The 12,023-nt window shown below is 76.9% G+C and carries 10 protein-coding genes; 7 read left to right on the top strand and 3 right to left on the bottom strand.

Going from position 1 to position 12,023, the window contains the following annotated elements:
• Positions 1-26: 26 nt before the first annotated feature.
• The gene (locus V1L54_RS05230) at positions 27-989 is read left to right on the top strand and encodes a zinc-binding dehydrogenase (protein ID WP_330116664.1); all 963 of its coding nucleotides are present in this window, start codon (positions 27-29) and stop codon (positions 987-989) included.
• An 89-nt stretch (positions 990-1,078) separates the two neighbouring features.
• On the opposite strand, the gene V1L54_RS05225 is transcribed toward V1L54_RS05230, so the two are convergent.
• The 3 genes from V1L54_RS05225 to V1L54_RS05215 form a co-directional block, all read right to left on the bottom strand.
• Positions 1,079-2,134 carry a PadR family transcriptional regulator gene (locus tag V1L54_RS05225; RefSeq protein ID WP_330116739.1) on the bottom strand — a complete coding sequence of 352 codons (1,056 nt, stop codon included), beginning with the start codon at positions 2,132-2,134 and terminating at the stop codon, positions 1,079-1,081.
• Between the two features lie 2 nt (positions 2,135-2,136).
• Entirely contained in the window at positions 2,137-3,090 is a 954-nt protein-coding gene (locus V1L54_RS05220; protein ID WP_443076482.1) for a DUF4097 family beta strand repeat-containing protein, read from the bottom strand.
• Between the two features lie 89 nt (positions 3,091-3,179).
• Positions 3,180-3,356 carry a DUF6104 family protein gene (locus tag V1L54_RS05215; RefSeq protein WP_330116662.1) on the bottom strand — a complete coding sequence of 59 codons (177 nt, stop codon included), beginning with the start codon at positions 3,354-3,356 and terminating at the stop codon, positions 3,180-3,182.
• A gap of 177 nt (positions 3,357-3,533) precedes the next feature.
• Between V1L54_RS05215 and V1L54_RS05210 the strand changes: the two genes are divergently transcribed.
• The 6 genes from V1L54_RS05210 (at position 3,534) to V1L54_RS05185 (ending at position 11,866) form a co-directional block, all read left to right on the top strand.
• Positions 3,534-3,953: a CU044_2847 family protein gene (locus tag V1L54_RS05210; RefSeq protein ID WP_330116661.1), complete on the top strand. Its 420-nt coding sequence runs from the start codon at positions 3,534-3,536 to the stop codon at positions 3,951-3,953.
• Between the two features lie 192 nt (positions 3,954-4,145).
• On the top strand, positions 4,146-6,164 hold the full coding sequence (locus V1L54_RS05205) for a VMAP-C domain-containing protein (RefSeq protein WP_330116660.1): 2,019 nt from the start codon (positions 4,146-4,148) through the stop codon (positions 6,162-6,164).
• Complete coding sequence (locus V1L54_RS05200; protein WP_330116659.1) at positions 6,157-7,155, top strand: AAA family ATPase; 999 nt, start codon at positions 6,157-6,159, stop codon at positions 7,153-7,155. Before V1L54_RS05205 ends, V1L54_RS05200 begins: the two co-directional genes overlap by 8 nt.
• 4 nt (positions 7,156-7,159) lie before the next feature.
• On the top strand, positions 7,160-10,129 hold the full coding sequence (locus V1L54_RS05195) for an SAV_2336 N-terminal domain-related protein (protein ID WP_330116658.1): 2,970 nt from the start codon (positions 7,160-7,162) through the stop codon (positions 10,127-10,129).
• Between the two features lie 101 nt (positions 10,130-10,230).
• A complete protein-coding gene (locus V1L54_RS05190; RefSeq protein ID WP_330116657.1) occupies positions 10,231-10,446 on the top strand; it encodes a hypothetical protein in 216 nt (71 codons plus the stop codon).
• A 115-nt stretch (positions 10,447-10,561) separates the two neighbouring features.
• Entirely contained in the window at positions 10,562-11,866 is a 1,305-nt protein-coding gene (locus V1L54_RS05185) for an aKG-HExxH-type peptide beta-hydroxylase (protein ID WP_330116656.1), read from the top strand.
• Positions 11,867-12,023 lie beyond the last annotated feature (157 nt).

Genomic DNA, 12,023 nt, shown 5'->3' with positions numbered 1-12,023 from the left:
GCTGCCGCTCGGCCTAGGGTCGGAACATGTTTGCTGCCTATGCCGCGCGCGTCGACCGCGATCAGCCACTGAACGGACTGGAGCTGGGCGAACGTCCGGAACCGGAGGTTCCGCCGGGGTGGACGGCCATCGACGTCAGGGCGGCCTCCCTCAACCACCACGACCTGTGGTCCCTGCGCGGTGTCGGTCTGGGCGAGGAGTCGCTGCCCATGATCCTGGGCTGCGACGCCGCCGGGGTGGACGCCGACGGCAACGAGGTCGTCCTCTACCCGGTGATCGGGGCGACCGGGCACGGCGTCGGGCCGCGCGAGCAGCCCTCGATCCTCACCGAGAAGTACCAGGGCACCTTCGCCGAGCGGGTGGCCGTACCGCAGTGGAACGTCCTGCCCAAGCCGAAGGAGCTCTCCTTCGAGGAGGCCGCCTGCCTGCCGACGGCCTGGCTGACCGCCTACCGGATGCTCTTCACCAACGCCGGGGTGCGCCCCGGCGACTCGGTCCTGGTGCAGGGCGCGGGCGGCGGGGTGGCCACGGCGGCCATCGTGCTGGGCGCGGCGGCGGGGCTGCGGGTCTTCGCCACCAGCCGTGACGCGGCCAAGCGCCGGCGGGCCGAGGAACTGGGCGCCGAGGCCGCCCTCGAGAGCGGGGCGCGGCTGCCGCACCGGGTGGACGCGGTGATCGAGACGGTGGGCGCGGCCACCTGGTCCCACTCGGTGAAGTCGCTCAGGCGCGGCGGCACACTGGTGATCTCGGGAGCGACCAGCGGGGTCACCCCGCCCTCCGGCGAGCTGAACCGGATCTTCTTCCTGGAACTGAAGGTCGTCGGCTCCACCATGGGCTCCAAGGAGGAGCTGGCCGGGCTGCTGAACTTCTGCGCGGCCAAGGGCGTCCGCCCGGTGGTCGACTCCGTGCTGCCGCTGGAGCGGGCCCGCGAGGGCTTCGAGAAGATGGCGGCGGGGGACATCTTCGGCAAGGTCGTCCTGACGCGCTGACGCGCTGACGCGCTGACGCGCCGGCGGCGCGGCCCGTCCGGCCCTGCCGGGACCGGACCGGGCCGCGCCGCCCCGCGGTCACGCCCCGGTCACCGCTCCGGGGACGGGGGCCCGGCGTCCCGGAGCACGGCGACGACGTGGACCGCCGCCGCGGACAGCCGGCGGCGGACCTCGCCCAGCTGCTCCTGGCTCACCCCGTGGTCGCGCGCCGCGTCCCGCACGTCGTCGCGGAAGCGGTCCAGCAGCCTCTCCAGCTCGCGCGCCGGATCCCGGGGCGGGTCGGCGGGCTCCTCGGCCCACTCCGGTGCCGGGGCCCCGGCTTCCTCCGCCTTCCCGGAGGGCGACCGGGACGTGCCGTGACCGGCGCCTCCGCCCGGTCCGCCCAGGGGCCCGCCCAGACCGCCCAGATGCCGGGCCAGCTCGGACATCCCCGTGCGCACCGCGCCCTGCCAGTCACCCCGCTGGGCCTGCGACTGCACCTCCTGCTGGACCTGGCGGGCGATCCGCAGGGCCTCCTCCCGGGCCGCGTCCCGCGCCTGACGGGCCTTGCGCGCCTGGTGCCGGGCCTGCTGGGCCTCCTGCCGGGCCCGCCGGGCCTGCTCCTGCCACTGCTCCCGGGCCCGCCGCATCTCCTCCTGCACCGTCCGGAGCGCGTCCTTGTCGCCCCGGGCCGTCCCCCGTGCGGCCTCCCACACGTTCTCCCAGGCGCTCTCCCAGCCGGCGGTGTCCCAGCCCTCCCCGCCCCCGGCCGGAGTGCTGCGGTTCCGCTCCGCGGCCTCGCGCACCTCGCGGCGCAGATCGCCGGCCGCGTCGCTGACGTCCTCCCGGATGTCGGCGGCCAGGGCGGCCAGGGACTCGCGGATCTCCCGCTCCAGCTCGGTCAGCTCGCCTTGCCGGCCGGCGAGCTCGGCGCGGCCGGCGTCGGTGAGGGAGTAGACCTTGCGGCCGCCCTCGGTGGTGTGGCTGACCAGGCCCTCGGCCTCCAGCTTGGCCAGCCGGGGGTAGACCGTGCCGGCGGAGGGGGCGTACAGCCCCTGGAAGCGCTCCTCCAGCAGCCGGATCACCTCGTAACCGTGGCGCGGCGCCTCGTCGAGCAGCTTCAGCAGGTACAGGCGCAGTCGGCCGTGGGCGAAGACGGGGGGCATGGTCACACGTCCTTACGCAGGGAGTCCTGGTCCGCGGGGCCGGTGCCCCGGGGCCGGGCGGGAACACCGGAGCCGCCGGGGGGAGCGGACTCCCCGTCGTCCGCGGCCGGGCGGCGCAGCAGGGCTATCGAACCGGAGACGGTGGTGGCCCGCAGCCGTCCGGCCCCCGCTCCGAGGGTGCCCGTGATCCGCTTGGCGCCCCACTGCCCGGAGACCCGCAGCTCCTCGAAGGCGCAGGACACGGCACCTCCGGCGGTGCCCGCCTCCACCACGGTGTCGGCCGGGTGCGGCAGCCGTACGGCGATCTGGCCGGAGACGGAGTTGAGCCGGATGTCCGCGGGCCGTTCCCGCCGGGCCGGACCGAGGTCCACCACCATGTCGCCGCCGACCGAGTCGGCCCGGACCGGGGCGCCGCCCCCGTCGAGGACGGTCAGATCGCCGGAGACGGAGTTGAACCGCAGACCGCCGGTGACCCCCTGGGTCTCGACGGGACCGGAGACGGTGTCGGCCCGCACCGGGCCGGCCAGGCCCACCAGGGTGACGCAGCCGGTGATCGCGCGCACCTCCGTACCGCCCTCGACGCCGGTGATCACCGCGTCGGCCCCGACGACCCCCACCTCGACCCGGATTCCGGCCGGCACGGCGAGCGACACGTCGGCCCGGTGCCGCCGGCTCGCGCGGTCGAGCAGGGTGAGGAAGCCCTGCCAGGGCAGGTCGTCGTACGCGACGGTGAGGACGCCGCCCTCCAGGACGACCCGCAGCGGGGGACCGTCGAGGGCGCCGACCTCCAGCCGGGCGGCCGGGTCGCCGGTGCCGACGACGTTGACCGTCCCGTTGAGGACGCGGACCCGCAGTGTGTGGAGGTCCTCGTCGAAGTCGAGCCTGCGCGGCTCGTCGACGGACCATTCGGACCGGCCTGGCACGGCGGCCTCCCCTGTCTCGGCATGCGACGACATATCGCGTCTCGGAAGACACGATATATCGTGGTGATGGGAAGTCAAGGGCCCGCCGCGCCGGGCGGCACCGCCACCCGCCGCCGGCCGTGTCAGTCGTCCTCGTCGTCCAGCCGCGCCAGCCAGGTCGCCAGCCGCTCGACGGGGACCTCGAAGTCCGGGTTGAGGTCGACGAAGGTCCGCAGCTGCTCGGAGAGCCACTCGAAGGTGATCTCCTCCTCGCCGCGCCGCTGTGCCAGCTCCTCGATGCCGCGGTCGGTGAAGTACATGGGTGTGCTCCTGTGGAACCTGGACGGTCGGGGATGCTCTCTCCCCGGTTCAGCGTATGCGGGACCGGAAACGCCGTTTCCGGCGGTGGGCGGGGTCCCGCGCCGGTAGCCTGACGGGCGCCGCGGGGGCGTTCGGCGGGCCGGCCGCCGACGGCGGCCGGACGGGACGGGGGAGCGGTGGAACGCACGGTCCAGGAGATCGAACTGCCCGGCGGGGAGAGGGTCCTCGCCCGGATCGGGGTCCTCGGCGCGGCGGAGGGGGACCTCCCGGCCCTCCCCGCTCCCGACGACGAGCCGGAGTACGCCTTCCGGGACGTGGGAGCCGTCGACCACCTCGCCGGCCGGGTCGTCCGGCTGAACGAACTCATCACCGGCGTGGGCACGGCGGTGCTCGACGCGGCCCGGGCCCTCCGCCCCGACGAGGTCGCCGCCACCTTCGGCGTCGAGCTGGTGGCCAGGTCCGGCCGGGCCGTCGCCGTGCTCGCCGACGGCGAGGCCAAGGCGTCCCTCTCCGTCACCCTCACCTGGCGGCCGGGCGACGGCGGCCCGGGCGGTGCCGGTGGCACGGGCGGTGCGAGCGGCGGCGCGGGGGAGTGACGGGACCGGCGGCTCCGGCGCCCCCTCCCGCCCGCCGGGCCCGGACGTTAGCCTCCCTCCCGTACGTTTCGCGCAGGGGGACGGGGTGCGTATGAGTGCTGTTCTCAGGGTGCCGCGAGTTCTCGGCGGGCCGTTCGGAGCGCGGTCCCGCGCCGGGGCGCGGTCCGCTCCGCCGCACGCCCCGGGCGCCCGGTGATCTCCGTCGAGGAAGCCGTCCAGCGGTCGGTGGTGCGCATCGGGGCACCCGGCGGCGGGTATGACGGACAGGGCGTCAGATTCTGGGGCAGCGGCTTCGTCGCCGCACCCGGCTGGGTACTGACGTGTGCTCATGTCGTCGGCAGGGGAGCGGGTGCGGTGCGGTGGGGGGAGAGCGGCGTCGGCGTCACGATGCCGGACGGCGAGCTCCTCACCGGTGAACTCGTGCGCTGCCTGCCCGGGCCGGACGGCTCCGGTGTGCCGCCGGGCCCCTGGCCGGCCCCCGATCTGGCGCTGGTGCGGGTGCCGGACGCCGAGAAGGCCGACTGCCTCTGGCTCAGCGACCGCACCGACCTCGCCCCCGCCGACGTCCTCGTCTGCGGCTGGACGCGGGCGCCCGGCGGCGGGGAGACGTACCTCGTCAGCCGCGGGAGCGCGCTCGGCGGCGGGTCCGGCCCCCTCCTGATGCGGGACGCCGTGGTGGTGCCCGGCTGTTCCGGCGCGCCGGTCGTCGACGAGAACCGGGGCGCCGTCATCGGGATCTGCAAGGGCGCGGGCAACGGGAGCTTCGCGGAGGCCACCCCCGTCACCGCGCTGCGCACCCTGTGCGACGAGGGGGCGGAGGGCGGCAGGCTGTTCCACGAGCTGATGCGCGCCCACGACGCGTACCACCACCGCCGCCTGCTCTCCCCCGGTTTCTCCTGGCCCCGGGTCCACACCGTCCAGGACCACCGGCGCGCCCCCGTCTCCGGGTTCACCGGCCGGTCCCGCGCCCGGCTGTACGACCTGTTCGCCGCCCTGCCGGTGCCCGGCGGGGCGGGCGAGGTCCAGGAGGCCGCCGACGAGGTCCTCAGCCATGTCCTGCGCGGCCCCCGCTCCACCGGGACCCGGCCGCCGCGCGGCTGGCGCGAGGGCGCCGGACTGCTGTACGGGGATCTGGAGCTGGAGACGGTGGTGCTGTACGCCGCGAAGGTCTACACCCTGCTGGTCCGGCGGGGCGGGGCCGACCCGCGGGTCCTGGGCGAGCTGTACGGCTGGATCGAGGACCACCGGGTCGTCCTGTGGAACGACGTGGTGCGGGACGAGAAGGTCCCCGCCGTCCTGGCCGGCGGGGAGACGTCCGCCGTCCGCGCGGACGTCCTGGTGGAGATCCAGCCGGACTACTACGGGAAGCACCCCTGGCGGGTCGCGCACATCCTTCCCGGCGGCGAGGTCCTGCCGGTCCACCAGGACGACGACGGAGTGCACCGGTCGCAGCTGGGACAGGCCATCCGCGGCGTGCTGGCCGCCGCCGTCGCCGCGGGGGACGCCCACGAGCACCTGGCGGCGGTCGAGTTCGTGCTGCCGCGCGACCTGTTCGACGAGCCGGTGGACGAGTGGCGGCTGTGCGAGCCCGATCCGGAGGACCCGTTCGACCCCCGTTCCCTGCCGATCGGCCGCCGCCGGATCGTCGTCCTGCGGGACGGCCGGCGGCACGCCCAGGGCGTCACCCCCGAGTGGCGGACCCGGTGGAAGGGGGTGTCCGACGGGCCGCTCCAGGCGGTCCCGCTCCACGCCGAACTGCCCGTCCCCGGGCATGACGCGCCCTGCCGGGAGAGCCCGCACGCCGGCTACGCGCGGCTGCACGCGGCCCCGCCGGCGGCCGTACCCGTCTCCTGCGCCCGGGGCGGGGCCGCGCCCGGTGCGGCGGCCATGGCCGCCGCGCTCAGCGCCGGGCACGCGGTCGCGCTGTGGCGCCGGTACGACGCCGACGGGCACACCGACTGCGCCGAGTTCCACGAGCGGGCCGCGGAACTGCTCGGCGGCGCGGGCAGTGCCGGCAGCCTTCCGGGGCACGTGCGCGCACTGCGCAACCGCAACGCCGACGGCGGAGGGAATGACCGGACGGCGGCCTGGGCACGCCATATAGTCCTGCTCTACGATCCGCCCCACAGGCCACCACTCCCCAGCGGGCCGCTCCAGGCACCGCCGTCGGTTCCCCCGACACCAACAGAGCGAGGAGCCCGTAGTGAGTGACTGGCGCGTCTACCGGGGAACGGGCCTTCCGCACGACGGCGTACGGCGGCTGCCGGATCCGCCGCCCTGGCGGGACTTCACCGGGGACGGCGAGGGCGGCGCCGACACCGCCCGGCGGCTGGGCGTCCGGCGGCGGCTGGTGGAGAACCTTCATCCGCGCCCCGAGGAGGTCGAGGCGGTCAACGCCGCCCTCTACCTGCGCCGTCCGCTGCTGGTCACCGGCAATCCGGGCGTCGGGAAGTCCACCCTGGCCCACTCCGTCGCCCACGAGCTGGGGCTGGGCCGGGTGCTGCGCTGGCCGGTGGTGAGCAGGACGACCCTCCAGGACGGGCTCTACCACTACGACGCCATCGGCCGGCTCCAGGACGTCCAGCTGGAGCGGGCCGTCACCGGACAGCCCGCCGAGCGTCCGCCGATCGGCTCCTACATCCGCCTCGGGCCGCTGGGGACGGCCCTGCTGCCCTCCGCCGGCGGACTGCCGCGGGTGCTGCTCGTCGACGAGCTGGACAAGAGCGACATCGACCTCCCCAACGACCTGCTCAACGTGCTGGAGGAGGGCGAGTTCGCCCTCCCGGAGCTGGAACGCGTCGCCGAGCGGGAGCCGGAGACGCGGGTGCTCACCGACGACGGCGCCACCGCGGTCGTCCGCGGCGGCCGGGTGCGCTGCACCGTCTTCCCGTTCATCCTCATCACCTCCAACGGCGAGCGCGACTTCCCCGCCGCCCTGCTCCGACGCTGTATCCAGCTGGAGCTCAAACCTCCCGGCGAGAAGCAGCTCGCCGCCATGGTGGCGGCCCATCTCGGCGAGGAGGCGCTGGAGGAGGGCGCCGAGATCGTCGAGCGCTTCCTGCAGCGGGAACCGGGCCAGGTGATCGCCACCGACCAGCTGCTCAACGCCCTGTACCTCACCCAGCGGGCCGCCGGGGCCGAGCGCGTCACCCGTGACCGCCTCGCCGAGGCGCTGCTGCGTCCGCTGGACCGTCCGGGGTGACGGCATGACACCCCGGGACCGGCTGGCGGAGCTCGCCGCGCGACTGCGCGCGGCCGGTCTGCGGCCGACGGCGGAGGAGCTCGCCGACGCGGTGTGGCTGGCCCGGTGGACCACTTCGGCCCCTGCCGCAGACGGGGCGGACGGCCTCCGGCAGCAGGAGGACCCGGCCGCGCCCCCGGCACCGGCACCGGGAGAGGAACCCGCCCCGCCCGGCGACGGCGAGCGGCCGGCGCGCGGCGCGGAGCGGAGCGGCCCGGTGTCGCTCCACGTGCCGGTCCGCCCCGACAGCCCGGCCGCGCACGCCTTCCCGGTGCGCGCCCCGGCCGCCGGGGCGGTGTCCGGGCTGCTCGGCCTCCAGCGCGCCCTGCGCCCCCTGCAGACCTACCGGCCGCCGCTGCCGCGCGCGGCGGCCGGGCGGCTGCTGGACGAGGCGGCCACCGCCGAGCAGGGAGCACGCCGGGGAGTGGTCCGGCCCGTCTTCCGCCCCGCCGAGCGGCGGGAGTGCGAGCTCCAGCTGCTGATGGACGCCGCCGACACCGTCTCGGTCTGGGAGCCCCTCCTGGAGCGGCTGCGCCAGGCATGCGAACGGGTCGGGGCCTTCCGCGACGTACAGGTGCGCCATCTGCACCGGGGGCCGGACGGCGAACCGCGCATCGGCACCGGACCGGACCCGGCGCCCGCCGGACTGCGCCCGCCGGACCAGTACCGCGACACCACCGGGCGCCGGCTGACCCTGGTGGTCAGCGACTGCGTGGGCCCGCTGTGGCGCGAGGGCGCCGCCCAGCGGCTGCTGTACCGCTGGGCGACCGGCGCCCCGCTGGCCGTCGTCCAGCCGCTGCCGCCGAGGCTGTGGCAGCACACCGCGCTGCCCGCCGAGCCCGGGACGCTGGTCCGCGAGCCGGGCGGCGGGGGGTTCGGCCTGCTGCCCGACGGCTACGGGCCCGCGCCGCCCCCGGGCGCGGTCCCCGTGCCCGTCCTGCTGCCGACGCCGCGGGCGCTGGGCAGCTGGGCATGGCTGCTGGGCGGCAGCGGACGGCGTACGGCGCGCGGGGCGGCGGCCTGGGTGCTGCCGGACCACCCGGCCCGGCCCGCACCCCCACCGGAGTCCGGTCCGCGCACCCCCGAGGCCCGGTTGCGCGCCTTCCGGGCCACCGCCTCGCCCGGCGCCTTCGAACTGGCGGTGCACCTGACGCCGGTGCCGCTGGTGCTGCCGGTCATCCGGCTGGTACAGGAGACGATGCTGCCCCACACCGGACCGGCGGAGCTGGCCGAGGTCCTGCTCGGCGGCCTGCTGGAGCGCCTGCCCGACATCGAGGGGGCGCCGGGCCCGCGCTACGACTTCGCGCCCGGGGTGGCGGACCGCCTGCAGGGGATGCTGGACCAGGACGTGGCGGCGCTGCTGCTCAAGCACGTCTCGGAGTACGTCACCCGGAACTTCGGCCGGGGGGTGCGGAACTTCCCCGCGCTCGCCGTGGACCGGCTCACCGGCCGCGCCCGGTACGAGGCCGGTCCGGACCTCGACCGGCTCCTCGGCGACGAGGCCGGGGAGGCGGAGGACCCGGGGGACGAGCTGTTCGCCGAGATCCCGGCCCGGGTGGTCCGCCGGTACCTGCCCGTGCGGCCGGTACCCGACCTGCTCGACGATGCGGAGCGCCTGCTGCTCCAGTGGCGGTCGCAGCACGACCGGCAGTCGCTGCGCCAGGCCCTGGCCCTGGCGGACTCCGCGGTGGCCGCCGACGGCGGGGAGCGGGCGCGGCTCCTGCTGGGCCAGGTGCTGCGCGCCGCGGCGCAGGCCGGTGCGGGCACCGGTCCCGCCCGCCGCCGCGAACTGCTGCGCCGGGCGGCCGGACTGCTGACCGGCGGCGGTACGGACACCGCGCTGGAGCGCGCCGCCGTCTGCCACGAACTGTGGCTCGCGGAACGCGACCCGGCCTGGCTGAGGGAGGCCGAGGAGGTCCTGCGCTCCCTGGCCGGGCGGGACGGGGAGCCGCCGCGCACCGAGCGGGTCCGGCGGCTGCGGCTCGGCCGGGTGCTGCTGGAGACGGCCCGTGCGGAGGGCGGCTCCCGCGCCGCCGCCGCGGCCGCCCGGGAGCTGCGCGCGGCCTGTGAACTGCTGGAGGCCACCGGCGCCGCTCCCCGGCGCCGCTGCGCGGCCCTCCTGGACCTGGTGGCCGCCGAGCGACTGGGCGGGGCGCACGCCCCCGGCGAGCTGTCGGCCCTCCTGGACCGGGCGGACCGGGCGGCGGACGCGGCGGACGGCGACGACCTGCGGCTGCGCTGTCTGCTGGCCCGGGCCGCGGTCCACCGCGACGCCGGGGACTGGGAGGCGGCCGGCCGGGCGTACGACAGGGCCGAGTCCCACACCCTCCGCGACAGCCCGGAACGCTGCGAACTGCTGCTGGAGTGGGGCGGGATGCTGCTGGACCGGGCGGGGGACCCGGACCGCGCCGAAGGGCTGCTGCGGGAGGCGCTCACCGGAGCCCCCGACGACGCGCCGCTCCAGGGCCGGCTGCACCTGATGCTGGGCCGCGCGCTGCTCGAGCGGCACCGGCGCGAACGTTTCCTGCCCGATCTGTACGAGGGCTGCGATCTGCTGGAGCACGCCGCCCGCAGGGCGTCCGGACCCGCCGAGCGCGCCGAGGCGTGGCTCGCGCTGGGCGGGGCCCGGCGGGACTTCCCCGACTCCGGCCCCGGAGGCGGCTCCTCGTCGGCGGAGGCCGCCTACGACGCCGCGCTGCGGGAGGCCCGGCAGGCCCCCGGGCAGCCGCGCGCCCCGGTCACGGCGGCCCGCGCCCTGCACGGCCGGGGCGTCCTGTACGAGCGGCTCGGCCGCCCCGGCGCCGCGCTCGCCGACTACCGCGCCTCCGAGGCGGAGTGGCGGCGGCTGGCGGAACGGGGGGCGGTGCCCGCCGGGGAGGCCGAGGAGGAGCTCCGGGCGGTACGCGGGCGGATGGCGGAAATCGAGGCGGACTGATCCGCCCCCGATGTCGAACGGGTTTCCGTACGGAGGTGCTCGGGGAAGGAATGAGCGTCGACGGTGGACGCCTCCGTGGGGGGCTCAGGGAGGAGAAGAGCGTGCTGCCACAGCGCGAGGTCGCATCCGCCGCACCGGTCCGGGCGGCCGCCTGCCCGCCTCCGCTGCCCGACCTGAGCGGGATCGGCCCCCACGGCCTGCCGGACCTGGACGACTCCCTGCTGGCCGCCGCGGTCGACCATGTGCTGTGCCACCCGTCGGAGCTGGCGGAGAGCTGGGCGTGCGCGCCCCGGAGGGAGACGCACGGCCGCGGGTGACCGGCCCGGGGCGTCCGCCGTACGCACCGGCCCGCGCGGGGCGCGCGCACCGGGCGCGTCCGGTCTTCCCGTGATCTGCCATCTCGTGATCTGCTCGTGTGACGGGAGGGAACGGATGCGGAGCACGACGACGGCTTTCACCGTGCCGCCCGAGGCGCTGGTCCGCATGGCCGCCACCCGGACGACCGCCGGGGACCGCGAGTTGCTGCGGGCCGGGCTGTACAGCCGCCGCCTGGTGCTGCTCAAGTCCCTGCTCACCAGGCTGTCCCGGCTTCCCCTGCCGCCCGGCGACCGGGAGGCGGCCGCCGGCCACTGGCGGCTGCTGGCCCAGGCGGGCCGGCACGCGCCCGACGCCGTCCGGAGCGCCCTGGAGCATCCCGCCGTCGGCGGGATGCTGGCGGAGGTGCTGAGCGCCCCCGCGGAGGCGGCCGCCGAGGAGGTCCCGGACCGGCTCGGCGCGATCGCGGTCTGCGCCGCTCTGCACGCGCGGACCGGGTTCCGGACCACCCTGCGCGCCCCGGGGGGCGTACTGGTGCTTCCCGGCCTCGGCGCGTACCGGGCGCGCGCCGCCGGGGTCCGGATCGCCGCCGGGGCGCGCGGCCTCCGGCTCACTCCCGAGGGCCGGCGCACCGGAGTGGCACTGGCCCCGCCGTACGACCGGGCGCGGGGGGCGGGCTGGTACGGGCTGTGCCCCCTGCCCGGCGGCCGTGCCCGGCTGGACGATCTCGGCCTGGACCGCACCGCGGCCGCGGCGGCGGGACTGCCGGTGCTGCGCGTCTGTCCGCCGCCGCCGTCCCGCCCGGTCCGGCCCTGGCTGGCGCGCTGGCGGGCCGCGCTGGCGCTGCTGGGCTCGGCCGACCCGGCACGGGCCGGGGAGACCGCGTTACAGCTCCGCGCTCTGGTGCCGCTGTCCCGGACGGACACGGGGGTGCGGAGCGCCACCGTACGGGCGGCGCCCTGGGCGGTGTTCACGGTTCTGCCGGAAACCGCGGCGCGGATGGCGGAGGTGCTGGTGCACGAGCTCCAGCACAGCAAGCTCGCGGTGCTCTCGGACCTCGTCCCGTTCCACGAGCCGGGTGGCGGAGCCGTGCACCGGGTGCCCTGGCGCGCCGATCCCCGCCCGCTGGGGGGCGTGCTCCAGGGCACGTTCGCGCATCTGGCGCTCACGGACCTGTGGCACCGGCTCGCCGAGCGCCCCGGCGCGTCCCCGGGCGCCCGCGCGGCGGCCCGGAGCCGGTGCGAGAACTACCGGGCCCAGACCGCCGAGGCACTGCCGATCCTGCTGGAATCCGGTCAACTCACAGCGCCGGGAAGGGAGTTCGCGATAGGAATGGCACAGCATCTGGCGGCTCTGGGGCGGCACGGCGCCGTGCCGCCCCAGAGCCGCCAGATGCTGTCACGGCGCCGTCACCTTCGGTAGCATTCGGTGTTCCGCCGGCCGGCGGGACGCGCCGACGGCGGGGGAGAGGCAGGCGCGGATCCGGCCCGAACCGACCCCTTTCCGGAGGCACGGAAGACAACACAGGCCAGGGAAGCGATTCCCCCGCCGGCCGAGGCCGGTGGTTCCCCGTTAGGAG

Source organism: Streptomyces rubellus (genome assembly GCF_036323805.1).
In the GTDB taxonomy this organism is placed as follows: domain Bacteria; phylum Actinomycetota; class Actinomycetes; order Streptomycetales; family Streptomycetaceae; genus Streptomyces.
This window is presented reverse-complemented; position numbering and strand designations above follow the sequence as displayed.

What these genes read in the sequence shown, in the direction of transcription:
- V1L54_RS05230 (WP_330116664.1), top strand. Translation starts at nt 27, where the DNA reads ATGTTTGCTGCCTATGCCGCGCGCGTCGACCGCGATCAGCCACTGAAC.
- V1L54_RS05225 (WP_330116739.1), bottom strand. Translation starts at nt 2,134, where the DNA reads ATGCCCCCCGTCTTCGCCCACGGCCGACTGCGCCTGTACCTGCTGAAG.
- V1L54_RS05220 (WP_443076482.1), bottom strand. Translation starts at nt 3,090, where the DNA reads ATGTCGTCGCATGCCGAGACAGGGGAGGCCGCCGTGCCAGGCCGGTCC.
- V1L54_RS05215 (WP_330116662.1), bottom strand. Translation starts at nt 3,356, where the DNA reads ATGTACTTCACCGACCGCGGCATCGAGGAGCTGGCACAGCGGCGCGGC.
- V1L54_RS05195 (WP_330116658.1), top strand. Translation starts at nt 7,160, where the DNA reads ATGACACCCCGGGACCGGCTGGCGGAGCTCGCCGCGCGACTGCGCGCG.
- V1L54_RS05185 (WP_330116656.1), top strand. Translation starts at nt 10,562, where the DNA reads ATGCGGAGCACGACGACGGCTTTCACCGTGCCGCCCGAGGCGCTGGTC.